The 25460-nt window shown below is 45.6% G+C and carries 31 protein-coding genes; 27 read left to right on the forward strand and 4 right to left on the reverse strand.

All coding sequences use genetic code 11. The features are described 5' to 3' along the window. Positions 1–96: 96 nt before the first annotated feature. Together KNP91_RS05355 and KNP91_RS05360 are read right to left on the reverse strand one after the other, a co-directional pair. On the reverse strand, positions 97–426 hold the full coding sequence (locus KNP91_RS05355) for a hypothetical protein (protein WP_214848987.1): 330 nt from the start codon (positions 424–426) through the stop codon (positions 97–99). A 15-nt stretch (positions 427–441) separates the two neighbouring features. Beyond that, entirely contained in the window at positions 442–945 is a 504-nt protein-coding gene (locus KNP91_RS05360) for a hypothetical protein (protein ID WP_214848988.1), read from the reverse strand. A gap of 188 nt (positions 946–1133) precedes the next feature. On the opposite strand from KNP91_RS05360, the gene KNP91_RS05365 reads away from it, so the two are divergent. From KNP91_RS05365 to KNP91_RS05495, 27 genes are all read left to right on the forward strand, one after another. After that, the gene (locus KNP91_RS05365; protein ID WP_214848989.1) at positions 1134–1562 is read left to right on the forward strand and encodes a terminase small subunit; all 429 of its coding nucleotides are present in this window, start codon (positions 1134–1136) and stop codon (positions 1560–1562) included. Next, positions 1559–2821 carry a PBSX family phage terminase large subunit gene (locus KNP91_RS05370; RefSeq protein ID WP_214848990.1) on the forward strand — a complete coding sequence of 421 codons (1263 nt, stop codon included), beginning with the start codon at positions 1559–1561 and terminating at the stop codon, positions 2819–2821. Before KNP91_RS05365 ends, KNP91_RS05370 begins: the two co-directional genes overlap by 4 nt. Before the next feature lie 13 nt (positions 2822–2834). Continuing rightward, the gene (locus tag KNP91_RS05375) at positions 2835–4259 is read left to right on the forward strand and encodes a phage portal protein (RefSeq protein ID WP_214848991.1); all 1425 of its coding nucleotides are present in this window, start codon (positions 2835–2837) and stop codon (positions 4257–4259) included. A 161-nt stretch (positions 4260–4420) separates the two neighbouring features. Next, the gene (locus KNP91_RS05380) at positions 4421–5179 is read left to right on the forward strand and encodes a phage minor head protein (RefSeq protein ID WP_214848993.1); all 759 of its coding nucleotides are present in this window, start codon (positions 4421–4423) and stop codon (positions 5177–5179) included. A 95-nt stretch (positions 5180–5274) separates the two neighbouring features. Further along, entirely contained in the window at positions 5275–5916 is a 642-nt protein-coding gene (locus tag KNP91_RS05385) for a capsid assembly scaffolding protein Gp46 family protein (RefSeq protein ID WP_214848996.1), read from the forward strand. An 18-nt stretch (positions 5917–5934) separates the two neighbouring features. Continuing rightward, positions 5935–6906 (forward strand): phage major capsid protein, encoded by a 972-nt coding sequence (locus KNP91_RS05390; protein WP_251135901.1) that lies wholly within the window; start codon positions 5935–5937, stop codon positions 6904–6906. Between the two features lie 24 nt (positions 6907–6930). Continuing rightward, complete coding sequence (locus KNP91_RS05395; RefSeq protein WP_214849000.1) at positions 6931–7176, forward strand: hypothetical protein; 246 nt, start codon at positions 6931–6933, stop codon at positions 7174–7176. Positions 7177–7178: 2 nt separating this feature from the next. Next, positions 7179–7538 carry a head-tail connector protein gene (locus tag KNP91_RS05400; RefSeq protein ID WP_214849002.1) on the forward strand — a complete coding sequence of 120 codons (360 nt, stop codon included), beginning with the start codon at positions 7179–7181 and terminating at the stop codon, positions 7536–7538. Between the two features lie 21 nt (positions 7539–7559). Next, positions 7560–8051 carry a hypothetical protein gene (locus KNP91_RS05405; protein WP_353048711.1) on the forward strand — a complete coding sequence of 164 codons (492 nt, stop codon included), beginning with the start codon at positions 7560–7562 and terminating at the stop codon, positions 8049–8051. 11 nt (positions 8052–8062) lie between these two features. Next, positions 8063–8425, forward strand: coding sequence for a head-tail adaptor protein (locus KNP91_RS05410; protein ID WP_214849006.1), 363 nt, complete (start codon positions 8063–8065; stop codon positions 8423–8425). Then, positions 8425–8880 carry a phage neck terminator protein gene (locus KNP91_RS05415; RefSeq protein ID WP_214849007.1) on the forward strand — a complete coding sequence of 152 codons (456 nt, stop codon included), beginning with the start codon at positions 8425–8427 and terminating at the stop codon, positions 8878–8880. Before KNP91_RS05410 ends, KNP91_RS05415 begins: the two co-directional genes overlap by 1 nt. A gap of 15 nt (positions 8881–8895) precedes the next feature. Next, entirely contained in the window at positions 8896–9885 is a 990-nt protein-coding gene (locus KNP91_RS05420; RefSeq protein ID WP_214849008.1) for a DUF3383 family protein, read from the forward strand. 22 nt (positions 9886–9907) lie between these two features. Then, entirely contained in the window at positions 9908–10300 is a 393-nt protein-coding gene (locus KNP91_RS05425; protein WP_214849009.1) for a phage structural protein, read from the forward strand. Positions 10301–10393: 93 nt separating this feature from the next. Next, positions 10394–10666, forward strand: coding sequence for a hypothetical protein (locus KNP91_RS05430; RefSeq protein ID WP_251135902.1), 273 nt, complete (start codon positions 10394–10396; stop codon positions 10664–10666). A 200-nt stretch (positions 10667–10866) separates the two neighbouring features. After that, entirely contained in the window at positions 10867–14346 is a 3480-nt protein-coding gene (locus KNP91_RS05435) for a phage tail protein (RefSeq protein WP_214849010.1), read from the forward strand. Beyond that, entirely contained in the window at positions 14346–14912 is a 567-nt protein-coding gene (locus tag KNP91_RS05440) for a LysM peptidoglycan-binding domain-containing protein (protein WP_214849012.1), read from the forward strand. The genes KNP91_RS05435 and KNP91_RS05440 overlap by 1 nt, the downstream gene beginning before the upstream one ends. Before the next feature lie 8 nt (positions 14913–14920). Beyond that, positions 14921–15295 (forward strand): phage baseplate plug family protein, encoded by a 375-nt coding sequence (locus KNP91_RS05445; protein ID WP_214849014.1) that lies wholly within the window; start codon positions 14921–14923, stop codon positions 15293–15295. Beyond that, on the forward strand, positions 15282–16169 hold the full coding sequence (locus tag KNP91_RS05450) for a phage protein (protein WP_214849016.1): 888 nt from the start codon (positions 15282–15284) through the stop codon (positions 16167–16169). The genes KNP91_RS05445 and KNP91_RS05450 overlap by 14 nt, the downstream gene beginning before the upstream one ends. After that, the gene (locus tag KNP91_RS05455; RefSeq protein WP_214849018.1) at positions 16169–16513 is read left to right on the forward strand and encodes a Gp138 family membrane-puncturing spike protein; all 345 of its coding nucleotides are present in this window, start codon (positions 16169–16171) and stop codon (positions 16511–16513) included. Before KNP91_RS05450 ends, KNP91_RS05455 begins: the two co-directional genes overlap by 1 nt. Next, positions 16510–16863 carry a contractile injection system sheath initiator gene (locus tag KNP91_RS05460; RefSeq protein ID WP_214849020.1) on the forward strand — a complete coding sequence of 118 codons (354 nt, stop codon included), beginning with the start codon at positions 16510–16512 and terminating at the stop codon, positions 16861–16863. Before KNP91_RS05455 ends, KNP91_RS05460 begins: the two co-directional genes overlap by 4 nt. Next, positions 16863–18032 carry a baseplate J/gp47 family protein gene (locus tag KNP91_RS05465; RefSeq protein WP_214849021.1) on the forward strand — a complete coding sequence of 390 codons (1170 nt, stop codon included), beginning with the start codon at positions 16863–16865 and terminating at the stop codon, positions 18030–18032. The genes KNP91_RS05460 and KNP91_RS05465 overlap by 1 nt, the downstream gene beginning before the upstream one ends. Before the next feature lie 2 nt (positions 18033–18034). Further along, entirely contained in the window at positions 18035–18679 is a 645-nt protein-coding gene (locus KNP91_RS05470; RefSeq protein ID WP_251135903.1) for a DUF2612 domain-containing protein, read from the forward strand. 15 nt (positions 18680–18694) lie between these two features. Continuing rightward, positions 18695–21982, forward strand: coding sequence for a hypothetical protein (locus KNP91_RS05475; RefSeq protein ID WP_214849023.1), 3288 nt, complete (start codon positions 18695–18697; stop codon positions 21980–21982). A gap of 14 nt (positions 21983–21996) precedes the next feature. Further along, positions 21997–22284, forward strand: a complete 288-nt coding sequence (locus KNP91_RS05480; protein ID WP_214849025.1) for a hypothetical protein — start codon at positions 21997–21999, stop codon at positions 22282–22284. A gap of 32 nt (positions 22285–22316) precedes the next feature. Then, positions 22317–22463, forward strand: a complete 147-nt coding sequence (locus KNP91_RS05485) for a hypothetical protein (protein ID WP_214849028.1) — start codon at positions 22317–22319, stop codon at positions 22461–22463. 76 nt (positions 22464–22539) lie between these two features. Further along, entirely contained in the window at positions 22540–23058 is a 519-nt protein-coding gene (locus KNP91_RS05490) for a phage holin family protein (RefSeq protein WP_214849030.1), read from the forward strand. Then, entirely contained in the window at positions 23058–23741 is a 684-nt protein-coding gene (locus KNP91_RS05495) for a peptidoglycan-binding protein (RefSeq protein WP_214849032.1), read from the forward strand. The genes KNP91_RS05490 and KNP91_RS05495 overlap by 1 nt, the downstream gene beginning before the upstream one ends. A gap of 82 nt (positions 23742–23823) precedes the next feature. Here KNP91_RS05495 and KNP91_RS05500 read toward each other — a convergent pair whose 3' ends face one another. Together KNP91_RS05500 and KNP91_RS05505 are read right to left on the reverse strand one after the other, a co-directional pair. Further along, positions 23824–24594, reverse strand: a complete 771-nt coding sequence (locus tag KNP91_RS05500) for a hypothetical protein (protein WP_214849034.1) — start codon at positions 24592–24594, stop codon at positions 23824–23826. 205 nt (positions 24595–24799) lie between these two features. Next, on the reverse strand, positions 24800–25006 hold the full coding sequence (locus KNP91_RS05505; protein ID WP_214849036.1) for a hypothetical protein: 207 nt from the start codon (positions 25004–25006) through the stop codon (positions 24800–24802). Positions 25007–25460: the final 454 nt, after the last annotated feature.

Raw genomic sequence — 25460 nt, forward strand, 5'->3', positions numbered from 1 at the left:
AGTCTTTGAAAAAAGGGTGTTTTTTTTACAAAAAAGGTACTTCATTGTTCCGGAAAATCGAAACTTTGGAGTACCTTTTAATAAATAATAAAGTTGTTATTTAGTAATCTGTTTGAATTGATCTAACCACTCATTACAAAGAGGTTCGCAGAGACCTTGATTCTTGTATACTTCTAAAACGTTATTAGCTTCTACGTTGATATTGTTGTCTTTTAAAGTTTTTTCGAATTGTAGATATGACATCTCTGGAGAAATTAAAAATTGCTTACTAGGAAATTCTTGTTTTAAAGAATTGTTTATTGCATCTTTTTTATTAGTCGCTACTTTTACTGTAGATGTAAAGGTTAATAAGCTTTCAATAAAGTGTATGTTTTCTTCATCAATATTTTTATCTGATAACCATTCGGATGCTGTTAAATTTGTCATGTGATTATATCTCCTTTAAATGAAAATCCAGTCTGCACCACGAACTGCCCATGATATAGCTATTGCAATATTTTCAGCTGTTCCTTTGCCCATACTGGTATTGTTTTTAAGCCAAACTGGTAATTGTGAGCGAATCATAGCTGCTGCGTCACTTCCAGCGTTTTCGAATCGTTCTAAGTATTTTCCGATCTTCTTACTATTGTTTTTTAGTACCTTTGCTTCAGCTTTACCGAGAATATTAAAGGCACGCGCTGCATCAATAACTTCATCTCCGCCAGCACGTAATAACTGAGCAACTTTAATAACTGCTTTTGATTTTAACCCATATGTCCCCATTGTAGGTTCAGAAGATTGGGTTGAAATTACATCCATATTCACTCTTTGATTATCTAAATCGTTTGTTTGAATTGAAGTAATTGAAGAATCATCATTTGCTTCAACTTTTAATTCCCCTAAAGGAATGAAAGCTGAAATAAACAATACGGTTGAGATGACCAATAAAGTAATTTTTTTTAACATGTAGTTCCCACCTTTTCAGTTTTAATTCTTTATTAACCTACAATTTAAATGGTAATTTGTAAATGGTTTTTACCAATATATATTAAATTTACCATGTAAAAATAATGATGAATTAATTAGATTTAGAGTGTTTTCATAAAAATATAGTTATATTTTTAGAAAATAATAAAGACAGGGGGAACTTTCCTTTGAATGCACGTCAGAAGCGTTTTTGTGATGAATATCTGATTAGCTTGAATGCAACGGATGCAGCTAAAAAAGCAGGATACAAAGGAAACTATGTAGGACAGAATGCAGACAAGTTACTAAAGAATACTAAAATCCAATCTTATTTGGAAGAACGACTGGCGGAGAAAGAGACTGCGCTCATCGCTGATCAGGACGACATCTTAAAATTATTGACTCGAATCGTCATGGGAAAGGAACAAGGTACAGCGCTCGTGGGAATAGGGCAGGGAGCACAGGAAGTGGAACAGGTCCCGCCCACAAATACAGAGAAAATCCGAGCAGCTGAAATACTTGGAAAGTACTACAAACTCTTTACGGATCGTCAAGAGATTCAGTTAACCGGTGCTGTCGAGTTCATTGATGATATCTCAGGTGGCGATACGAGTTGAAGAAACAAGTTCGTTTATCTCAGTTGCTGCCAAAAGCATTTCATAACAGCTGGAAAGCGGCCATAAATCCTAACATTTTAAACATCGTCGAGAAAGGTGGCCGTGGTTCCGGTAAATCGTCTGATATTGCCATTATCATTGCTCAGTTACTCATGCGATACCCGGTAAATGCGGTAGGTATTCGTAAGATAGATAACACAATTGAACTATCTATCTTCGAACAAATGAAATGGGCCATCGAGGTATCAGGTGTAAGTCATTTATTCAAGGTCAATAAATCACCAATGCGGATTACCTACATTCCCCGAGGTAACTATATGGTATTCCGTGGAGCTCAAGAACCGGAGCGGATCAAGTCGCTCAAATCTGCTACTTTTCCGTTTGCGATTGCTTGGCTCGAGGAATTAGCGGAATTCAAAACAGAAGACGAAGTGACGACCATCACCAATTCCCTGTTACGTGGGGAACTGGACGATGGTCTTTTTTATAAATTCTTTTACAGTTACAACCCGCCCAAACGCAAGCAATCCTGGGTCAATAAAAAATACGAATCAGCGTTTGTTGCTGCCAATACGTTTGTGCACCATTCAACGTATTACGATAACCCGCATATTTCAAAACAGTTCATTGCAGAAGCGGAAGCAGCAAAAGCCCGGAACGAATTGCGGTACCGCTGGGAATATCTCGGTGAAGCCATCGGAAGCGGTGTCATACCATTCAACAATCTTACGTTCCGCAGCATCACAGATGAAGAAATCTCGGCATTCGATAACATTCGTCAAGGTGTCGATTTTGGTTATGCAACCGATCCGCTCGCTTATGTCCGCTGGCATTACGACAAGACTCGAAAGCGCCTGTATTTGATGGATGAATTACACGGCGTTCAAATATCGAACCGCAAGTTAGCAGAATGGATATTGGCAAAGGGCTATCAGACACATGAAATCGTCGCTGACAGTTCCGAACCGAAATCAATAGCAGAGATACGGGGATATGGGATTGCTCGCATTGTAGGAGCAAAGAAGGGCCCGGATTCGGTTGAATATGGTGAACGTTGGCTGGATGACATGGAAGAAATCATTATTGATCCGAAACGGACGCCACATACGGCAAAAGAATTCGAGGACATTGATTACCAAACAGACAAGGACGGCAACCCGAAACCACGTCTCGAGGATAAAAATAACCACTCGATTGATTCAACCCGTTATGCGTTCGAGCGGGACATGAGACCGCAAGCAGCTGCATTGAGATTCTAAGGAGGTGAGAAAAATGTCTTATGCATCAGAATGGGAACGTGGTGGTGGCTTTCATGGTAATGGAGCCTCACAAGGTTATTCGTTTGATATACCAGACTACACAGAAGAAATTGTGAAATTGAAAGACGGTGAAGATCGACGGGATATTATTTTAAAGCTGATTGAGAAACACAAACCGCAACGGCTGCGGATGCTGAGTAATTACCAGCGATACAAAACCGACGTGAACGGTGTTCCAATCTTCCGTCGTAAATTCGAACGAGAAGTCACAATAGATAACCGGATCAACAATGACTATTTTTCGGAAATCGTAGATATGAAGACCGGATATTTCGCCGGCAAACAAGCGGCTTACAGTTATGACAAGAAACAAACGGAATTCGAGCAAGCGAATCAGCTACTTTCGGACTTCCTGGAACGTAACCGCATCGCTGACGTCAACATGGAAACAACAAAGTATTGTGCCATTGGTGGATATGCAGCCCGCTTGCTCTATCTCGATTTAGAAGCAAGAGACCGGATGATGTACATTCCAGGTCAACAGGTTATTTTGCTGAATGAGGACGGAAACATTATCGAAACTGAATATGCTATCCGCTATTACGGTGAAGAAGGAAAGTACGTCGTTCATTTCTATGATTCAACGATGCGGTACCGCTATCAGCAAGACGGGGAAGCGTTAAACCTGGTAGAAGAACAGATACACGGATTCAAGAAATGTCCGATGATCGGTTATCCAAACAACGATGAATTGATGGGCGATCCCGAAAAGGTTCTGACCCTCATTGATGCGTTCGACCGGACAACATCGGACATGAACAGTGAAATTGAAGCGTTTCGCCTGGCCTACCTATTGATTTTAGGCGCAGCGGTTGACCAGGAAGCTATCACGAACATGAAGAACACGGGAGCACTTAACATTCCCGGCCTGGGTGGCGACAAGGTGGACGCTCGGTTCTTGGAAAAGAATTTGAATGATACGGCAGTCGAAAACCATTTGAACCGCCTACATGATGCGATCTATCGTTTCAGCGGCACGCCGGACCTTGCAGACGAAGCGTTCGGAGGGAATCAAAGCGGTGAATCACTCAAATTCAAGTTGTTTGGCATGGAAACAAAATGTGCCCGTTTCGAACAGAAGTTCAAGGCAGCGGACACCCGCATGTTTGAAGTCCTGGCATCTAAATGGGCCGTCGAAAACATCACGATCAATCCGTTTAAAGTCTTCTCGGAATTCAAACGTAATTTCCCGAAAAACTTGCTGAATGAAGCAGATGTGTTGATGAAACTAAAAGGCAGCGTGTCGGAACAAACCCGGTTAGCGCAAGCAACCTTCATCGACGATGTGGAATACGAAATGCAACAGATGGAGGAAGATCGGGAATTGAATGCCGCTCTTACAATTGATCCGCTGCCACTGAAAGAAGTTGATCCGTAATGAATTGGATTCAGTTCTTTGACTTCTTATACAAGCAGTTGACACGCAGGGAACAAGACACCTTGCGTCTGATTCGTCGTGAGTATGAAAAGGTAGTCACGGACCTAACGAAAGAGTTAGGCGGCCTATTTGTCAAAATAAAGGATGGCAAGTTGTCCTATATGGATATAGTCGCTTATCGAGACATTCAACGGTTGCAGCAGCAGGCAGTCGCACAGGCGAATCGGTTAGGCAAATACAATCGGGAAGTCATTCAATCGCTGCTTGATGATTCATACAGTTTTTCTTATTCCTGGATGTCGTTTGGTTTGGAAAAGGCAATTGATAAAACACTCGGTAACGTTTCACCACGCACACCGGAATTGCTGGCACTCACGCAGAAAAACAAGATTGAAAAATTGCGGTTAAATGCGTCACTCGAGAAGTCCAGGCAGAAAATCACCGCTGATATTCAAGCGGCTATCTCGCAGGGGTTAGCGCAAGGGCAAGACCTTCATCAAATGGCTGCGGAAATTCAACGGGTATTCACGATGGATTACAACCGGGCATTGATGATTAGTGAAACGGAAGTCCACCGCATCCGGGAACAAGGCACATTCGATAGCGCTCAAAATGCAAGTAACCAGGGCGTTGTGATGGTCAAGTATTGGGTGAACATGGGTGACGAGCGGGTGAGAAAGACACGTAAGGCAAACCATCGAGTGTTACAAGGCCAGAAACGGGCACTAGATGAACCGTTTGACCTGGGTAACGGTGTTACAGCCATGATTCCCGGCAAAAGCGGTACGCCTTACAATGACATCCGCTGCCGCTGCTTTGCTCGTTATGAAGTCGTCGGCATTAAGACGATCGGCGTCGCAGACGGTGAAGCGGCATTGCAAAGACAGTACAAGAAATGGCAACAAAGCAAGGCATCATAAAATTTCTTGCGGGTCATTGTGTCTGGAACGTGAAAGCAACGGTCTACGGGGCGGAAGCGGGTTAGAACAGTGGAACGCACAAAGGAGAATGAACCATGTTTATTAATCAATCACGTTACACATTACGTTTACCAATCCAATTCTTTTCAGCTGATCCAGGCGGCGGGGCAGGTGGCGGCGCTGAACCTCCCGGCAGTAATCTAGGCAATCCCGATCCAGGCACAGACAAAGGCGCTGGGGGAGATAATGACCTATTTACACCGGAGCAACAGCAAGCAATCGACGCTTTAATTAATAAGGCGAAAGATTCCGTCACAAACACATGGAGCCACCGCACAAAGGCGCTTGAAACGACGATTGAACAACTCAAAAACCAGGGATTGACGAAAGAACAGTTGGCGCAGCAAGCACAAGACAAGTTCGAACAAGCGAAACAGGAATTAGCGGTAAAAGAAGCCCGCTTTTATGCTTCACAGAAGCTAAATGAACAAAAGTTAGATGCCCGATTATTGGATTTCGTCGTTACAACAGAAGGTGAAGACGAGGAAACCCGTCAAGCTGATATGGACGGAAAAATCAAAACGCTAACCGACGTCATCAATCAGCTGGTCGCTGAACAGGTACAAGACAAGTTCAAAGGCGCCGGCTATAACCCGGGTAACGGTAACGCTGGTTCAAATGCGGGTGGTTCACCATCACTTCTTGACACGATCCGCAAGAATCAAATTAAAAAATAACGAAAGAAGGTACAACACATGTCAACGCCAAATCCTAAATTCCCTATGAAATTAAATATCCAATTTTTCGCTAAACCAACATTCACACCAGATAACGTCCTCATGTCGGACGCAATGACAGGAAACGTACCAAAACAATACGCAGTCGAAACAATCGGTGACGTTGTGGCACAATCCGCAGTCATGCAGCAAGCGGAATTTGAGGAAATGACGACGCTTGAAAAAGAATTCACGTATCTTGCAGATGGCGTCGGCGCTTACTGGGTGGATGAAGGGGAACGCATTCAAACTTCAAAACCAACATGGCTCAAAGCGACGTTACGTGCGAAGAAAATTGCGGTCATCCTTCCTGTTACAAAAGAATTCTTACGTTACAACGTACCAACATTCTTTGACATGATGCGTCCTAAAATCGCAGAAGCGTTTTACACGAAGTTTGACCAGGCAGCATTGTTCGGTACGAATTCACCGTATGCAGCGGGTCAAAACATCCTTGCAGCTGCCGTTGCAGCAGATAACGACGTTCCGCTTGATGATTCAGCGCCGCTTTACCCGCAATTAAACGGTTTGCTCGGGTTGGTGGAAGACAATGAAATTGATCCAGATGGAATTGTTACGGTCCGTTCACTCAAACAAAAGTTCCGTGGTGAATTGGATGCGGCCGGTCGCCCAATCTTTACAAAAGGTGACGGCACAGCACCAGACGACATCCTGGGTCTTCCGCTCTCATACGTCAACGGTAAATCGTTTGATAAAACAAAAGCGGTTGCCATGACTGGTGACTGGAACATGGCTCGTTTCGGAATTCCGCAAGAAATGGAATATGACATCTCAACACAAGCGACGATTTCAACAGTCGTCGATGAAAACAACGTCCCGATCAACCTTTGGGAACGTGACATGGTTGCCTTGCGTGTAACGATGTACGTCGGATTCATGGTCTTGAAAAACGAAGCGTTTGCGGTTCTTACACCAGACGTAACGGCATAATCAAACGAATAGGAGGGTCTTAACATGGCCGAAAAACAAGAACTAATCACCATTGAACGTGACGGGCAGGAATTAGAAGTGGATGAACGCCGTTTCCGTTTGTTTTACAAGCCGCTCGGTTGGGTGCGTCAAACAGTCAAGGAATTGACGAAAACGGAAGTCATCGAAGAATTAAAGAAACGTGAAGTGAACTTTGATCCGAAAGCAAAGGTCGCAGACTTACGATCATTGCTTGACGATACAATCGCAGCTGAACAAAAGGGTGAGTAATTATGACCCTGGACGAGTTAAAAACATTGCTGGGAATCCCGCTTGATGATTTATCACAAGATGTAAAACTTGCGCTCTTTCTGGAATCGGGCTTGCTCGCAGCACAGGAACATTGTGACAAGTTGGATTTCATGCAGCTGATCGAACCGGTATCGGGGAAACTCGTCTTGCCTGGTCCTGTAAAACTAGGGATAGCGGAATGGGTCAAGGCAGCACAAGCCGGTTCAGAACAAGGGAACGTCGTTGCTGAATCCATCGGCGGCATGTCTCAATCATTCTCAACCGATGCAACACAGGCGTTCCGTGGCGCTTATGGGCATTGGGCACCTTATCATTCAGCGGTTCGTTTCTTTTCGGTGTAAACCATGAGGGCACGAATTAGAGTGAAAGACCGAAACCGATTACCGCAAGCCATTTCAAGCGCAGAAGCATTTGACGGTAAGCGGATTCGGGTTGGTTATTTCGGTGAAGGGTTCACGCAAATGTTGGCCGACATCCACGAATTCGGATGCACGATCGACGTCACGGATAAAATGCGGGGGTTCTTCCGCTATAAATTCGGTATCAGCTTGAAAAAGACGACAACACAAATCAAAATCCCGGAACGCTCTTTCATTCGGGCTGGATGGGACCAACACGGACCCGAAATCGTTCGCAAGTATAACGAACTGATTGGGTCCGCTATTTTGAATGGGGTACCGCCAGAAGCGTTACTATCCGCTCTCGCTCTCGAATCACAAGGCAAGCTGCAAGAATTCGCTCGGGACTTACGAGACCCGGCAAACGTCGGTTTAACCGTCGAACAGAAGGGTTCAAGCAATCCGCTGGTCGATACCGGCAACATGATTAATTCGATGGACCACAAGATTGAATAGGGGGTGGCGTTGTGTCGATCATCTATCGTTTTAAAAGATTAATAGATAAATACAGCGTCCCTTTCTCTATCGAGATTGTGGGGGCTAGTTATTATAACGACATCGGGGAGAAGGTCACCGCTGAAAACGCATGGGAGGGGCACCGTGGGGCGTTAGTTCCATTAGGAGACCGACAGATTGCGCAAAGCGGCGGAACGCTCACAGAAGCCGACAGGACGTTATATTTCACTGGTCCAAAACTAGCGAATGGAACACGGATCAAACATGAGGACAAAATCTATCATGTACTGCGGGTCAATCCGCATGAGACTTATGGGGATTTCAATTCCTATACGGTCAAATACGTGAGTTCATTCGATAGGGTGGTGGAATGATGGATTACGAGAATATCAAACGAATCATCATTTTTCACATTCGTAACAACACAGGGCACCTGGTCATCTTGCAAGCGTCGAATGATGAACAACCCGCCTATCCGTTTTGTGCCTACACACTGACTTCACCGTATTTGCCAAAAGCAAGCGCAGAAATCGACGGCCAATTGATTGAAGACGTGGAAATTGTCTTTTCCTTCACCTGGCATTCGCAGGATGCAACGGAAGTTCAAATGCTCTCGCATAAAACGGCCATGTTATTTAAGTTGTCGCAGCATCGACAGACGTTAAGTGACCAGGGCATTGTGTTTGTGAAGATTGAAGGGATTCAAAGCCGTGACACGTTCTTGTCAGTGGATAACGAACGACGGTACGGGCTAGATGTCCGGTTCCGTGTTACTCATGTAGAAGAATCAAGCGGTGAAATCATCGAATCGGTAGAAATACTGCAATAGGGAGGAAAATAAATCATGGCATTAACAGACGTTAAAGTAATTATTGACCTGGCATCGCCAGCGCCGTTGGTTGGTCTCGGTCGCCCGCTGATCCTGGTTGAAAAAACCGGAACATCGATGTTCAAAGAATATTATTCACTGGAAGCACTCGAAGCGGACTTTGCAGCAGAAACGGAAACATATGCAAAAGCGCAAACGTTCTTTGCTCAATCCAATCATGCGGAAGCAATTGCGGTTGCAACGTATCAAACAGGGGCGCCGGATTCAGCATTGCTGCAATTCGCAAACCGGGAATGGCACTTTGCACTTTTGGTCGGTGGCGTTTCAGCGGATCAAGTGAAAGTCGCTCAATTCATCGACGGAATGGACTTCAAGTTCTTTGCTGCTCTCACAAAAGACAACAACTCACGGGAAACGCTCAAAACGTACAAACGGACAATCATTTTCGATCACCCGACAGTCGGTGAGCATTTGGATGCAGCTGCGGTCGGTTCGCTCGCTTCACTTCCGGTCGGTTCGATCACATGGAAGTTCAAAGGCGGTTTCGCTGGCATCACGCCAGGTTACCTTGCAGAAGGTGAATTGGCCGAAATCGAAGCGGACAACGCTATTGCTTACGTCGTGAAAGCGGGCAAAGGTCAATTGTCGAACGGTATCACTGGTACTGGTGAATATATCGACGCCTTGCACGGAAAAGATTTCGTGAAAGTCACGATGGAAAACCAGATTCAAACAGCGCTGCAAAATGCGCCGAAAGTACCTTATGATAACCGAGGAATCGGATTGATCGAAGGAGCAGCAACAACAGCGCTTCAATTGGCGTACACACAAGGCATCATTGCTGAAACGGATGACAAATTGCCGGATTACACGATTACAGCGCTCACACGCAATGAATCGAATCCAGCTGACCGAGCAAACCGCATTTACAAAGGGCTTTCATTCCGCTTTGCTAATGCTGGGGCGATCCATGAAGTCGAAGTGTACGGACAAATTGAATTGTAATCAAAAGAGGGGGTAAAGAATCATGCCGGAAGTTCGCACGTTTGACGCACGGGAAACATCAGTAAATATCGATAACAAATTCATCACAGGATTTGCAGAAGGTTCATTTGTTGAATGGGAAAAGGACGAGGACAACTTTAACTCGAAAACGGATGCGCTTGGAGATACAGCGGTTGCGATCACGAACAACAACACGGGTACAATCACCCTTACGTTGTCTCAAACTTCACCATCGCTGGCAGCTTTAAAGAAACTCGCAGCCGCTCGAAAAGTGTTCCCGATTTGGGTTAAAACACCATCGGAAAAAATCGGTGGTACAAAAGCAATGTTCGTCAAGTCGCCGTCTGGTGGATTGAGTGACGAAATCGAAGACCGAGAATTTGAAATCCGTGTGTTCGACTATACGGACCAATAAGAACCAGGATGCGCCGGGACAAATATTTCGGCGTATTTCATTGTATTGAAAGGGTGATAAAAAACTATGGCTAGTAAAAGGGAGATGCTCAAATTGGCAAAAACAGCACAAGGTACACAAAAGACGGTAACTATCGGTGACGATCAAAAAGAATTCACGTTACAACATCCAGGCGTTCGTGAAGGTGTCCGCATCCGTGACCGGGCAAAGAACATGAACGGTCAGATTGTCGAAGAAAAATTGTATGACGAGTACATGAAACACGTCATTGTCGAACCACGGGTAACCTGGGAAACGGTCGAAGAAATCGGCAACACGGCGTTCAATGAATTGATGAAAGAAGCGTCAGACTTTCTTATGGGCTAAACCGTTCCCGAAATCCGTTTATGCACGTGAAGTCGCTCGAGATTGGGCGTTCTGGAAGCTAATAATGAGTGAGAAATTTAGCTATACAGAAGTTTCCATGATGGACCCGCACGAAATCCGAATGGCTTCCGTCGCATTGGAAGAATACAGAAAGCTAGAAGACAAGGAAGCGCAGAAGAAAAAGTAAGGGGGTGCTAGACATGGCATTGCGTGAAAATCAAATCATCGTCGATATTTTGGCCAACGCTGATCCGCTGCGGGATATTAACCAACGAATCAATGAGGTCACGCAGAATACACGGGATATGACGAACGACATCAACCGTATGAGCGGGAATTATTCTAGGGGTTATCGTCGTATGGGTGAATCAACCAACTGGATGATGATGCAAACACGGGGCATGTCGCAAGAAGCATTAGAAATGAAACGGCAAATGCTTGATGCGTACCAGTCCCAACGAGCGGCTATGATTCCATTACGTAATCAGATGATGAAAGCTGAATATGACATGTTCAAGCTAACAAAAGCCGCTGATACATATAGCGGATCAACGAATCAATTCATGCGAGAAGTCCAAAAAGCAGGATTGGCACACAAAGCAGTTACCGACGCCATGATGAAAGCCGATAAGATGGCCAAAATGGGATTCATCCAGGGTGTCGGACAAATGCTTGCACGATCGACACAAGCAAACAAGATTGCGGCCAACTTTGACCGAATGAGAAACCCGCTTTACCAGGTCAACAGGGGGGCACTTGCAGTCGCAGACGGTATGAACCGCATCGCTATGCAGGGACAACCGGCAGTTTTAGCGCTTCAAATGCTCGGTCCAAATGCCAACATGAAGCAGCTGAATGAAATGACGATGATGATTTCACAAGGTCTCATGCGGATGCAGATGGTCGCAATGGCTGCTGCCGTTACGTCGGCACTTCTCTATTCATCCTTGCACAAAGCAGCAATGAAAAGTGTTGCGGGTTACGAGGAAGCATTTAACCGGATGCAAAGCGCCGTCCGAAAAGCATTTGAACCAATGGTCCAGGTGTTCGGCGACGTAATGAAACGAATTTATAATTTTATAACAGTTCTCGCCAACATGGTGACAGCGTTCAATGAAGCACACCCGGCAGTTGCACGAATGCTGCAAGGGTTCTTGATGCTCATTCCGGCGCTTACGTTGATTCTTTCCCCGCTCGCAATCGGTATCGGTCTAATCATGGGTATGAAAGCAGCGTTTGCTGCTGCCTGGATGCTGCTTGGTCCGCTCGTTACGGGTCTTGCTGCTATGTCCGGTACCGTGTACCTGGTCGCAGCTGCAATTGTCGGTTTAGTATCGGGATTCCGTAAGGCGTACCGTGAAAACGAAGCATTTGCAAAGATGGTTGATAGTCTGACCGAAAAACTCGGTGGCGGATTTATGAAAGTAATGAAAATGGTTGGTTCAGCAGTCGTCACGATTTTCAGCGGCTTGACTAATGCGTTTGCAGCGGTGTTCAATATCCTGTTTGCGGTCATTACGAAAGTCAATGAATTCACAAGTGCGTTCCAGAAAGCACACCCGATTTTATATCGTGTCGTGCAAGGGGTAGCGGCTCTCGCTATTGCCGTGAAACTTGTCCTGGCGTTCTTGTCCTCACAAGCAGGAATGGCGCTCGCTGCTAGTTTAATGGCAACACTCGGACCGATCCCGCTAATCATCACAGGGCTTGCGTTGCTCGGTGTGGCATTCACGGCGTTGTATCAAAACAACAAGGTGTTTGCCGATGCCGTGAATTCAGCGTGGAAAAGCATTCAACAGGTCGCACAACAAGTGTTCGGGTGGCTCGCTAAATTCCTGGCGCCGGTGTTCAATCAGCTGGTCCAGCAAGCAACGGCGTTCGCATCCGCTATTTCAGCCGCTTTCAAGGGTGATTTCAGCAAGATAGGCGATATATTCGCACAAATCGTGCCGTCTATCATTGGTTTCCTGGTCGGCGGGATTCCTGGTCTTATCATTGCCGCTTCTCGTTTCATTCCGGCCATTGCACAGGGTATTTCTTCAAACGCCACATCACTAGCGGGAACCATCGGGCAAGTCGTACAGAGCATTGCAACGTTCCTTGTCACGCAAGTACCGCAGTTCGTGAATCAAGGCGTTAAAATCGTTACAAGTCTAGTCCAGGGTATCGCACAGGCACTTCCGCAAGTCGTCGCCGCTTTATCACAAATTGTCTTGATGCTGGTAACGAGCATTGGCCAATTGCTTCCGGTTCTTCTGAATGCTGGAATGCAGATTTTGCAAGCATTGATTGCTGGAATCGTGACGCTTTTACCGATCCTGGTCACGACCGCATTTAGCATCTTGCAGGCCTTAATCACTGGAATTCTGACGCTTTTACCAACGCTCATTCCGGTGGCTATGCAGATTATTATGACGCTGGTCAACACGATTTTAACTTTGATTCCTCAGCTTTTAACGTTAGGACTTCAATTAATTCAAGGATTGTTGAATGGAATTGTCCAGGCCTTGCCGCTGATCCTTAACGGAGCGCTTCAAATCATTATGGCAATTGCAAACGGAATCATGGTCAACTTGCCGTTATTATTGAACGCTGGTATGCAAATTTTGACGGGCTTACTAACTGGAATCATGCAAGCATTGCCGCAACTCTTAACAACAGCAATGAGTATCATCATGCAGCTGGTCACGACATTGACAACGCTTCTTCCTCAACTCATTACGGTGGGTATCGGGGTCATCACGCAGCTGGTAACGGGAATCACACAAATGTTGCCGCAGCTGGTGACGATGGCCGTCAACTTGATTACGCAGCTGACAAACACGCTTGTTGCGAACCTGCCACAAATCATCAATGCCGGGGTTCAAATCCTTACGTCCTTAATCAATGGAATCATTCAGATGGTTCCGCAGCTGGTCGCCGCAGCGCTGCAATTAATCGTTGCATTGGTCCAGGCGCTTGTTTCAGCAGCACCGCAATTGCTTTCAGCTGGCGTTCAATTGATCCAGGCATTAATCAACGGGATTTTGCAATTGCTCGGAGCAGTCGGACAAGCTGCATTGAGTATCGGAAATAGCATCATGGACACACTTTCCGGCATCGACCTGGCCGGAATCGGTAAGAACATCATCCAGGGTCTTATCGGTGGTATCTCGAGCATGGCCGGTTCAGTCGCTAGAACGATCGGTGACATTGCGAACACGGTTAAAGATGGAATTACTGGAATTCTCGGAATCGCTTCACCATCGAAAGTTATGATTCAGTACGGTGGATGGACTACTGAAGGTCTCGCAATTGGTATGGACGATAACTTGCGTATGGTCCAGGACGTTACTAAATCAATGGCAAACGCCGCTATTCCGAAATTACCGGCTATGCCTACAATCCCGGCGCTTGAAATGCCAACGATGCCAACGATGCCACAACCGGCAGCGTTACCTGCTATGCAGATGCAAAGCATGTTGACCGTGGCAAACGAAGGAATGGGAGGCGGTGCATCATACGGCGCAGGAACGACAACCAACAGCAATAAAACCGTTCGTATTGACTTCAATCCGACATACAACATCACAGTGAGTGGAGACAGCGATGGGGCATCGGTAAAAGAACAAATCCGACAAGCGAATGACGAAATATACAGTCACTTGCATGACTTGTTCGCAGAGGGGGTCGATTATTAATGGCTAAACTCGGCAAAGTGCTCATTCACGTTGAAAATGAAAACGTGAGTGAAGCCGTCCGGGTCACTGAATACCCGGTTGAAAAAGGGGCGCCGATTTCGGATCATGTCGAAAGAACATCACCGAAATACACGTTCACCGCTTATTTGCTCGGGAAAGATTATTCAACCCGGCTGCGGACATTAAAAGACTATATGAATAACGGTACGATCGTGAACTATGTCGGTCGTACCGCCGCAACAGCGGTTCTGATTACGTCGATTGACAGGGATTATAATTCGAATATCGCAAATGGTATTGCGCTCACGGTCAGTCTTCAAAAAATCCGCTTGTCAAAAAGCCCGTGGATCAAGAAGAAAGCACAAAAGCCGGTCACACGGGGCGGTAAAAAGAAACCAGCATCAAAGAAGCCACGTCCTAGCCCGAAACGGTATCACATCGTGAAAAAAGGCGACACATATTGGGATTTGGCCAGAAAATACGGAACAACCGTTTCTAAATTACGATCGTTCAACAAGTACCCCGACCGGAGAATTCCGATTGGGGTTAAATTACGCATAAAGTAGGTGAGCAAATGGAACTGGCAAAAGAGGTTTACGACATCATCCCGATTGATAAGACGGCGCTTCCAGAACGTTTTGACATTGATTTAGCGGACGAACCGTTCACGATGCAAGTCAACTACAACGAGATTGGCGATTTCTTCACGCTTGATCTGTATACGACGGGCGACAGCGGGGAGGACGTGGAATTCATTATGGGTGAAAAACTGGTGCTCGGTCGTCCTTTATGGGCGGACGTTCCCCGGGTCGATTTACCAGCGCCAACGCTCATTCCGCTTGATATTGGTATGAAAGCAAGACGGGTTTTCTATGAGAATTTTGGGGAATCCGTTTTTCTTTATATTGCGGATGGTAGCGGGGAGGATGAAACGGATGCAACAGACTGAACAATTCGGCCGGGTCAAGCGGGTGTCCTTTGAAAGCGGCAACTATAAAGCGACATACACCAATGAAGGGGATAACGGGTTGGAAATCCGATTCGAAAACCCTTTTGATGATGATTCGAAGCCGAACGAAACCGAAATCCAATTGTATAACCTTTCGAAAGACAGCATAGCCAAAATCAAACGTGGCGTCCGTTGTACGTTACAGGCGGGCTATCGGGGTGAAGTTGGGGTCTTGGCTTCCGGCATCGTTTCCCGTGCTCTAACGAAGCGTGAGGGCGTTGATAAAATCACATCTGTTTTTGTTTTAGAAGGTGATGACTTTTCCCGAATCAAAGTCACGAAGAAAACCGCTGATCCTGCTGAAAAATACACATCTGGCAAGAAAAAAGGACAGGACAAGGAACAAAAATTGCAGATTGCTTTCAAGAAAGAAACAAAAGGGTCCGTCATCATCAACAAGCTGGTGAAGGTGCTCGGGATTAAACTTGCAGCAAAACCGAAACTCGTTCGTGACAAGGTATATAAGAAGGGTTACATGGTCACGGGCTTAATCCTAAACAACCTGGAAGAAGTCGTGCGGGATTGCGGATCAATCATCTATTATCGTCGTGGTCGCCTGGTCATTCGCCCGCTGCAGGAAGGATTTGACGAGTGGTTCACGTTGAGTGAGGAAACGGGATTGATTGCTTCACCAGAACCATTCGACGACGACAAATCGGAAGGTTATAAAGTGAAAATGCTGCTGCAACATCGAATCACGGTTGCAAGCATCGTCAAAGTGAAGTCATCGACCGCAAACGGTACATTCCGGGTGGTCAGGGGAAAGCACGTTGCTACGTCAGACGGATTCTACACAGAAGCGGAGATGATTTAATGTCAAAACACGCAACCTTCTTTGACCAATTAAAACGTTCTATCCGTCTAGCGGTCCATACAACAGCACCGGCAAGGGTCGTCAGTTATGATGCAGCTGCGAAGCAAGCGGACATTGAATTGTTGTTTATGACCGTTTATAAGGACGGCACAACAGAACGGTACCCACTCATTGAAGGGGCACCGGTATTGAAGCACGTCGGGGCATTATCGGAAGATGACATTGTATTTGTCGCATTTTCTGAAAGAGCACTCGACAACCTACAAAAAGAGCCGTTCGATCCCGACGCATCCAGGATGCACGATATTCGGGATGCGGTCATATTGGGGGTCTTGGAGATATGAGAACATTAAAAGTCACAAACGGCGACCTCGTTATCAGTAACGGGGATTTTGCCATGATTGAAGACGACGAAGAACTGGCACAATCGGTCCGAATGAACCTGGAAGCAGCACAAGGCGAATGGTTCTTGGATTTGAATTATGGTATGGATCGTGAACCGTTTGAAACAAAACCATTCAACGAAGAAGCGGCACGACTCGCAATCATCGAAGCTGCGACAACAGATGAACGCATCCAAGCAGTCGATCAATTGGACATGGTACCGGATTTTAAATCACGTCGTTTGTCCGTAACTATGACGCTGCTTAAAACAAATGGTGAAGAAGTCCAGCTGGAAGGAGTTGAGATTTAATGGGGCTTGATGCAAAGGGATTTAAAAAGAAAAACTATGCTGAAATATTCGATGAAATGGACATAAAGGCCCGGGAATTATTCGGCGATGACATCAACACGTCAGAACGTTCCCCGCTCGGTATTCTCATTCGTCTGTTTGCCTGGTTTCATTCGAAAGGGTGGGAACTGGCGGAAAAGGTTTATAATTCCGCATTCGTCGGCAAGGCGGAAGGTGTACAGCTGGACTATTTAACGCCGCTCTATAACACGCAGCGAAACCCGGAACAATCATCGGTCGTGGACCTATCGTTCACAGGAAAGCCGAATTTCACGATCCTGGAAGGAACGCAGTTCACGACGGACAATGATATTTATTTCGTTCTGACACAGGACGTTCTATTGAATTCATCTGGAATCGGTACCGGGTCCGCCGTCGCTTTATTCCCTGGTGCGGTCGGTAACGTACCCGCTAACACGATCACCATTCAAGCGGAACCATCCGCAGACGTCTATACGGTAAACAACCCGCTGGGCGCAACAGAAGGACGAGACATTGAAACAGATACGGAATTAGTCGCCCGCTTGCTCGATTCAACCGCAGGAAACGGATTCGGTACCACCAATTCAATTCGTGCTGCCATCCTGGAAGTTCCAAGCGTTCGGGCGGTATCGGTCATTGAAAACAATGAAAATACGGCAGTCGGTGGCAATGATCCAAAATCCATTCATGCTTATGTGCTCGGTGGCGATGCGCAGTCCATTGCAGAAGCCATTTACGAAAAGAAAGCCGCTGGTATTAAACCAATGGGAACGCAAGTCAGAACCGTGTACGATGCTTCCGGTAATGCCCAAACGGTAAGGTTCGATTATGCAGCGCAAGTCAGTATTTACGTCGAAGTCGATGTGACAACGAACGCTGGTTTCCCTGCGAACGGCATCACCCTGGTAAAAGATGAAATCGTGCAACTGATCGGCGGTACCGCAAGCGATGGAACAATCTATGTTGGTTCTCAAATGGGCGAAGACGTTATTGTTTCGCAGTTGACACGGGCAGTATTGAACATTACCGGTATCGACGACGCAAAAGTAAGAATTGGAACAAGCGCCGGCACACTCGGAACCGCAAACCTTGTCATTGCTGATAACCAGGTGGCACAAACTGACACGGCGAAAGTGACGGTGATTTAAGCGTGGGAATCTTTGAAAATATGATGCGCAGCTTAACAGAATCGTATACGAAAAACCCGAATAGCAACGTGGGAAAATTGATCCTGCTTGTCTCGGGTCAGATGGAAGACCTGGACGAAACGTTGAAAAAAGTTGAAACCTGGCGAGACATTAACCAGGCAGAAGGTGAGACGTTGGACCTTATCGCTGCGAACGTTGGCCAGCTGCGAGGGCTTGCAACGGATGAAGTATTGCGCATCCTTATTCGTGCCCGGGTTGCTCGGAACGTTTCAGACGGCACGATGGACGGGGTTATCAATTCCCTGGCAGTCACATTGAACACGACACCCGATAAATTCGGCATCAAAGAACTTTACAGCGATGCACTCACACCGGAACCGGCTGCAATCGTCATTACCAGCCTACCGATCGAAGTCATCAACCAATCGGGCATGAGTGCCGTTCAGTTCGGTAAAATCACGCAACGTGTAGTCGCTTCCGGGGTCCGTGTAGCCGCTATTGATTTGAGCGGTACGTTTGCATTTAGCAGTCAAGCAAACGCAGTTGAGGTTGATACCGCAACAGGATTTGCACCGGTCAACCAAAGCACAGGCGGTACCTTATCCGGTTCGTTCGATCCAGACGATGAAATTGTATTACCAATCTAAATAGGGGGTTAAATCATGCCTTTTACACAAGCACTTCCAGAATGGAAAAACGCCGGTACAAAGCCGCCGGCATCGAAAATCACAGAAGGTTGGTTGATTGGTGAAAAGCCACCCGCTGCCTGGTGGAACTGGTGGATGTATAACACGTATTACGCTTTGCAAGAATTGCAGTTAAGTTCGGTTCACTCGGAAAAATTAGGCGCTGCGAATGGTGTTGCAACCCTGGGAGCGGATAGCAAGTTGACCGCTGCGCAATTACCGGCCATCGGATCGGCACAAATCACGGACGGTTCGATTACGAACACTGATCTTGTGACAGATATTAAAGTCGGTTCCCTGGCAATGCTCACGACGACGGCGAAAACAACGGTCGTGGTAGCAGTGAACGAATTGAAAACATCAACCGATGCAAAAATCCCGCTCACACAGCGAGCAGCTGCAAACGGTGTTGCTACACTGGACGCCACAACAAAGATTCCGATTGCTCAAATTCCTTTGATCCCTACCGCTAACATTACGGACGGATCGGTAACAGATGCGAAACTGGCAGCTGATAACAAGGTGGGTTCCCTGGCAACGCTAGTTACAACAGCAAAAGGAAGCGTCGTCCTTGCAATCAACGAAGTCGATAACGATTTGACAAGTCATTTGAATGATAATGTCCGTCATATTACAGGAGCGGAGCGCACAAAATGGGATGCTGCTCAATTGAAGAAACTGACGGAACAGAACGGGTATTCTATTTCAATTTCTAACAGCGATTTAAACACAATCAAAGATACGGGTTTCTTTTACGGATCAGCTATGACAAACGGACCAGCTGGATTCACGACAGGATGGGTATTGGTTCACGCAGTTAGCGCTAATTACCTTGTTCAAGAATTTGTGGCCAATTCTACACCAGCGGTAAACAACCGCAAGTTTTGGCGTGTGTTTTTCAACGGTGTTTGGAATGACTGGTTAGAAGTTGAAACAACAGCAGGAGCGCAAGCGAAAGTCGATGCACACGCCGGCGATTCCGTGAAGCACATCACCGCAGCTGAACGCAATACCTGGAATGCGAAAGCAAGTACAACAGTCGCCACGACAACAGCGAACGGCTTAATGAGTTCAACTGATAAAACGAAACTTGATGGAGTATCACCAGGAGCAAACAAGGTACTGAACACCGTAAACAACGGGGAAATTTCCATTGATGGTACACCGGCGCAAGTTTACACGCACCCTGCGAATCATTCACCGTCAATCATCACGCAAGACGCATCAAACCGATTCACGACAGATGCAGAAAAGGCAGCGTGGAACGCAAAAGAGACACCGGCAGGGGCACAGGCGAAAGCAAATGCAGCGGAAGCAAATGCAGAAGCGGCATCGGTTCCACGGAATGATACTCGGGCAAACAGTGTCGATTTAAACACATATACAACCACCGGTATTTATGCAATCGGAACAACAATCACAAATGGTCCAGCCGGTTTCGCCTATGGAAATATTTTAGTTACAGCATCCGCAACGGATCGTATCACACAAATTGCGTTTGATAGTGGCGGAAAGAAATTATGGACTCGTTATGGTTCGGGGTCGCCGCTTGTTTGGTCCACTTGGATTGATTTAGCAACATCAGCGGTTGCCACGGCATCAGTAGCAGGATTAATGAGTGCAGCAGATTTCACGAAACTGGCTGGCATTGCTGCCAATGCAAACAACTATTCGCATCCTACTGGCGACGGTAATTTGCACGTTCCAGCGACAGGAACGACGAATAACACGAAAGTTCTCAAAGCCGGTTCAACAGCCGGTTCAGCTGCATGGGGTAACGTGGCATACAGCGAATTAACGGGCGTTCCTTCGACGTTCGCACCATCCGCACATGGTCACACTATCGCAGACGTGACAAACCTTCAATCAACACTAGATGGAAAGGCAGCCGCTTCACACGATCACGCCGACGCCACAACAACAACCGATGGATTCATGGCAGCTGCGGACAAAGTGAAATTGAATGGTATTTCAACCGGGGCAAACAAGACAGTGAGCAGCGGGACAAACGGGAACATTGCAATTGACGGAGCGCAAGTCACGGTGTACACGCATCCAACTACACATGATGCAGCAATGATTGTCGAAAGTGCAACGAAACGATTTGTTACCGACACGGAAAAGGCAACATGGAACGCAAAGGCGAGCACAGCGGTAGCGACTACATCCGCAAACGGTCTTATGAGTGCGACAGATAAAGTTAAACTGGACGGCGTTTCCACTGGTGCGAATAAAGTCACCAATCCAGCAACGAACGGTGTCATTGCCATTGATGGTGCGAATACAACCGTCTATGCGCATCCAACGGGAGACGGTAACTCGCACATTCCTGCAACCGGAACAACCAACAGCGGGAAAGTCCTTAAAGCGGGAGCAACAGCCAATTCCGCAGCATGGGGAAATGTTGCCTGGGGAGAAGTCACAGGAAAACCAAACCTGGCACTTGCTGACCGATCGACTGGCGAAACAAATGCTAACTACCTTGATTTAGAAGGTCGTTACTACATCCCTAAATTCGGGTTAAACGTTCCAGATGATGTGTTTGGATGGTTCATTGATGTAAAAGTAAGCGGACAAATGATTGTGCAAGTTTCCTATTCTGACAACATGGAAATGCTCTCTTATTATCGCCGCTCACTTGATAGCGGGGTTACCTGGGGAAATTGGGGCGTTAACATTGCGGAAGATTCGATGCACCGCTTTACAACCGACGCAGAAAAAGCAAAATGGAACAACTCGCAATTGTACCCGCTTACGCAAGCGAACGGATTTGGTCTCGCTTCAATCACTGACTTTAACCAGGCAACCGGATCAGGTTACTTTTATGCGGTAACCGGACAAGCAAATGCACCATTGCCAGATCAAGGATGGTTCCTGCATGTAATGAAACACCCGACAGACGGTGTGACACTTATGCAAGTTGCTCACAGTAATACAGTAATCGTTTTAACGTATATCAGACGTCGATTATCTACCGGTGTTTGGGGTGCGTGGACGCCGATGTACGGCCAACAAAACATCCAAACTGGTTCATTGTCGATTACACCTAGTGCTGCAAACGTTCCAACGGGTGTCAATATCACATTCCCGACGCCGTTCAAAAAGACGCCGACCGTCGTTGTTTCGGCAAACACAACCGTCCCTGGTAGTTCTGTCACGGGTGTTGCAGCGTTTAGCGCTTCTACGACAGGTTGCACAATCTATGTAACCAGAACAAACACGTCATCAACCGGGGTTAACTGGGTCGCAATTGACACTGATTAATAGGAGGGTAACCAATGAATACATTTGTTCAGCACGACGAAAGAAATAAAGTCACGGCCGTTTTCTATTCGGAAGATTCAACCATGCTTGATTTCATTAAGTTAGATGATTCATTACCAAAACCAGAAAAAGAAAACGACGTGCTCATGTTTGATCCAGACAATCATATTTGTTACTTCAAACCACCTGGCTTGAATGATTCCGAACGGATTGAACAACTCGAGAAGGAAAATATAGACTTAAAATCCAGCGTGGCGATGCTTGAAGACATCGTGATGATGCTAACAACGTCACAGCTTTGATATAAAACAAACAAAAACGGGAGGTTATTCAAATGAGCGTAATGTATCCATTTGTATTGAAAATGTGGAAAGAACGACGGTGCGATGAATCATATGTCCTTTATCAAGTCGAAGCAAAACGACTGACTCAGGAAGAAGCAAACGCAATTCTTGGAACACCTCAAAACTCAAGTTCTTAAAACGTCTAACATTTGGAAACAAAATGAAGACGTTTTTTTATTTTCAAAAATCGTGAATAAGGAAGCGAGTGAATTTATGAAAACACATTATTTTTTTGAGGGATCGATTGCCTTAATAGGGACAGTCATCACAGCATTGATGGGAGGGTGGGATACTGCACTGAAAATTTTAGTGGTTCTAATGGTCGTCGATTACATGAGTGGCTTCTTAGCTGCCTATAAGTTGAAGAAGGTTAATTCCGATGTCATGTTTTGGGGCGGCGTCCGAAAGGGCGTCGTTTTTATTGTGGTCATCATTGCGGTATTGGTGGACGAACTGGTCAATAACGGGTTGCCAATCATGCGGACGCTTGTCCTTTATTACTACATTGCTCGGGAGGCTCTATCCGTCACCGAAAATTTTGCCTTGCTTGGTGTCCCGTTGCCGCAACAGTTAGTGGATGTATTGACCCAGCTCCAAGAAGAGAAGCAACCACGCACGATCGATTCGATCATCGAGAATGCAGCAGCGGAAGAAGAACAAGTAACACCGATTTCAAGTGAAGTGAGCATTGCTGAAGTAAAGTCTGATGAAAAACAAAAGGAGGCAAAATAATGTATTACGATAAACGAAACCGCTCAACTTTAAACGAACTAGCACCGAACACAAAACGACTCGCACTCAAATGGTACGAGTATCTTGTCAAGAACGGCATTGAGGTCTTAGTTTATGATGCTCGTCGTACTGTTGCTGAACAACGAGCGAACGTTGCATCCGGCGCATCGCAGACCATGTACTCCTATCATATTGTTGGCCAGGCACTCGATTTTGTACCGGTCAAGGACGGCAAAGCATTATGGGGTGGTTATAATGCCTCGAGCATTCAGAAAGCCATTAAAGAAGCTCAACGTCTCGGATTCACATGGGGCGGGGACTGGGACTCGGACGGCAGCCAACAAGATGAAACATTCATCGACTCACCACACCTGCAGTACAACTATAAAGGCTACGGATCAGATAAAGTACTCGCTGCTGCACCTGCTACTAAACCTTCAGCTAAACCGAAGCCGGCGCAAGGTGATGGAAAAGCAATCGTACCGTACCCGGGCAATCCGCTTTATAAAGGGGCAAAAGGTATGGTTAAAAAGGATATCGAGCGTATCCAGCGGGCTGTTGGAGCATCTGTTACTGGAAAGTATGATACGGCTACCGAGAAAGCTATTGAAGCATACCAAAAACGTAAGAAACTCGATGCAGATGGGGTCGTCGGACTAGCTACTTGGAATACTTTGTTTTAATGAATTCAATTTTTACGAAATAAAGAATGAACCCTATCGCGGTGGTAGGGTTCATTAGTTGCTTTGATTTATTAGCTCGAATTCAATCCTTGTTCTCAAATTCAATCCACGCTTTTGTAATAGAACCATTTTGGCTCATTTGGCCACCTAACTGCATTCTAAATTTATCCTCGTGCTCATTGTTAAATTGATCTTTATAAAAAATTGTTAGGGTCAATTTCGGTCTAATCAATTCATTGTCCGGTCTATCATCCCAACAGTTAAGTAAATAAACATTGCTTAAAGCAACGAAGTAACTAGGTATTTGTAATTGTTCTGTTGCATTACTTTGAACAATAGGAATATAGTTAATATAAGGTATTACTTCGGCAATAAACAGAATCCGATTTTCAGCAGAATTTCGATAATCGATAGCTCTTATACTAAATTCGAATTGATCTAGTTTTTGAATCCGTTCTTCAGCGCTTGGACCGATTATATAATGATCATCGTAAGCTTTATCTTCAATTGCTTCAATACCACCCTCTATTTCGTAACAGTAACCCACGTTGAGAGCAAATGACTTACCGGTGTTGATTATCGGAATTGTAAATTCACTAAATTTTGAGTAGCCTACAAATAAATTCAGCCTACCATGATCATCTCTTGACCAGTCCACTAAGGGAAATGGAATTTCGGCTGATACCTGTTTATTCAACGGTACTATTCTTGGACGCTCGACTTTTTCCTGTTCATTAATTTGTGTGTCTAACTGTTTAGCACTAGTTTTAGCTGATTGGCGTGCTGAAATGGCAGCCCATAGTGTTCCTACTGCTGCTGCAACCTCAATAATGTTTTTAAACCATTCGTTCATGGAGGACTCCTCTATTTTTGTCGTCCTTTAAACATAAAGAAAAATTTAGGAGATTACAACAATTTTAAAATGGGTAAATAAGGGATTTGGATGATAAAATTAAGACTCCCCATAAGGGAATCCAGGGAGAGGTCGGGCGAAGTCATAGTCGAAGGGCGACAGGAATTCGCGAAAGGGGACCTCCCCTTTCCCGTTATATGGATGGTTAATCCAGACTCAGCACGACTTGTTCATACATTGGAGCAGATGCTTGTTGAGTACGAGACAATACGACATTTATTTTGGTCATGCATTCTGTACGCAGCAATAAATCAACTTGGTTCCCAGCCGTCAGTTGTTCCATGACACGTCTGATTTCGAACATGTCCCCAGTGATCGCTAATTGATTATCTCCCAACAATAATATTTTCATCGCTTGCTAACCTCCCGTTCCCACGACGAGCAGCTGCACATTAACTAATTTATGATTATTTACCACGTATTCCTCGCTTAGAAACGAATAAGGTGTGCAATTTTTCATTGCACACCTTATTGCACACTTATGATATTTCCTCTGATTACACACTCAATTTCACACTAGCTATATGTCGCAAAACAAGAAGAAAAGAGATTGTGAACGGAACTGATTCATGTTACTTCCTATTATATAGTAAGCTTACTTCCAACCACCGTCTCATCCACGAACATGACATATTTTTTAGCTGTTGGATTTGTAGCCCTAGGAAATCCTTTGACATCAACGTTTTTCACGTTTCTTGGTTCTCTTTTATTCAAGCGAATCTCCTCCAATTGCACACATACTGCACACTTTTATTAAAACCAAGCACATTTATTACCTCTTTATGTAACTTTACACTGACACGGCT

This window comes from Exiguobacterium sp. s138 (assembly GCF_018618775.1).
GTDB lineage: Bacteria > Bacillota > Bacilli > Exiguobacteriales > Exiguobacteriaceae > Exiguobacterium_A > Exiguobacterium_A artemiae.

What these genes read in the sequence shown, in the direction of transcription:
- KNP91_RS05355 (WP_214848987.1), bottom strand. Translation starts at nt 426, where the DNA reads ATGACAAATTTAACAGCATCCGAATGGTTATCAGATAAAAATATTGAT.
- KNP91_RS05360 (WP_214848988.1), bottom strand. Translation starts at nt 945, where the DNA reads ATGTTAAAAAAAATTACTTTATTGGTCATCTCAACCGTATTGTTTATT.
- KNP91_RS05375 (WP_214848991.1), top strand. Translation starts at nt 2,835, where the DNA reads ATGTCTTATGCATCAGAATGGGAACGTGGTGGTGGCTTTCATGGTAAT.
- KNP91_RS05380 (WP_214848993.1), top strand. Translation starts at nt 4,421, where the DNA reads ATGGATATAGTCGCTTATCGAGACATTCAACGGTTGCAGCAGCAGGCA.
- KNP91_RS05385 (WP_214848996.1), top strand. Translation starts at nt 5,275, where the DNA reads ATGTTTATTAATCAATCACGTTACACATTACGTTTACCAATCCAATTC.
- KNP91_RS05390 (WP_251135901.1), top strand. Translation starts at nt 5,935, where the DNA reads ATGTCAACGCCAAATCCTAAATTCCCTATGAAATTAAATATCCAATTT.
- KNP91_RS05395 (WP_214849000.1), top strand. Translation starts at nt 6,931, where the DNA reads ATGGCCGAAAAACAAGAACTAATCACCATTGAACGTGACGGGCAGGAA.
- KNP91_RS05400 (WP_214849002.1), top strand. Translation starts at nt 7,179, where the DNA reads ATGACCCTGGACGAGTTAAAAACATTGCTGGGAATCCCGCTTGATGAT.
- KNP91_RS05415 (WP_214849007.1), top strand. Translation starts at nt 8,425, where the DNA reads ATGGATTACGAGAATATCAAACGAATCATCATTTTTCACATTCGTAAC.
- KNP91_RS05420 (WP_214849008.1), top strand. Translation starts at nt 8,896, where the DNA reads ATGGCATTAACAGACGTTAAAGTAATTATTGACCTGGCATCGCCAGCG.
- KNP91_RS05425 (WP_214849009.1), top strand. Translation starts at nt 9,908, where the DNA reads ATGCCGGAAGTTCGCACGTTTGACGCACGGGAAACATCAGTAAATATC.
- KNP91_RS05435 (WP_214849010.1), top strand. Translation starts at nt 10,867, where the DNA reads ATGGCATTGCGTGAAAATCAAATCATCGTCGATATTTTGGCCAACGCT.
- KNP91_RS05440 (WP_214849012.1), top strand. Translation starts at nt 14,346, where the DNA reads ATGGCTAAACTCGGCAAAGTGCTCATTCACGTTGAAAATGAAAACGTG.
- KNP91_RS05445 (WP_214849014.1), top strand. Translation starts at nt 14,921, where the DNA reads ATGGAACTGGCAAAAGAGGTTTACGACATCATCCCGATTGATAAGACG.
- KNP91_RS05450 (WP_214849016.1), top strand. Translation starts at nt 15,282, where the DNA reads ATGCAACAGACTGAACAATTCGGCCGGGTCAAGCGGGTGTCCTTTGAA.
- KNP91_RS05455 (WP_214849018.1), top strand. Translation starts at nt 16,169, where the DNA reads ATGTCAAAACACGCAACCTTCTTTGACCAATTAAAACGTTCTATCCGT.
- KNP91_RS05460 (WP_214849020.1), top strand. Translation starts at nt 16,510, where the DNA reads ATGAGAACATTAAAAGTCACAAACGGCGACCTCGTTATCAGTAACGGG.
- KNP91_RS05465 (WP_214849021.1), top strand. Translation starts at nt 16,863, where the DNA reads ATGGGGCTTGATGCAAAGGGATTTAAAAAGAAAAACTATGCTGAAATA.
- KNP91_RS05475 (WP_214849023.1), top strand. Translation starts at nt 18,695, where the DNA reads ATGCCTTTTACACAAGCACTTCCAGAATGGAAAAACGCCGGTACAAAG.
- KNP91_RS05480 (WP_214849025.1), top strand. Translation starts at nt 21,997, where the DNA reads ATGAATACATTTGTTCAGCACGACGAAAGAAATAAAGTCACGGCCGTT.
- KNP91_RS05485 (WP_214849028.1), top strand. Translation starts at nt 22,317, where the DNA reads ATGAGCGTAATGTATCCATTTGTATTGAAAATGTGGAAAGAACGACGG.
- KNP91_RS05490 (WP_214849030.1), top strand. Translation starts at nt 22,540, where the DNA reads ATGAAAACACATTATTTTTTTGAGGGATCGATTGCCTTAATAGGGACA.
- KNP91_RS05495 (WP_214849032.1), top strand. Translation starts at nt 23,058, where the DNA reads ATGTATTACGATAAACGAAACCGCTCAACTTTAAACGAACTAGCACCG.
- KNP91_RS05500 (WP_214849034.1), bottom strand. Translation starts at nt 24,594, where the DNA reads ATGAACGAATGGTTTAAAAACATTATTGAGGTTGCAGCAGCAGTAGGA.
- KNP91_RS05505 (WP_214849036.1), bottom strand. Translation starts at nt 25,006, where the DNA reads ATGAAAATATTATTGTTGGGAGATAATCAATTAGCGATCACTGGGGAC.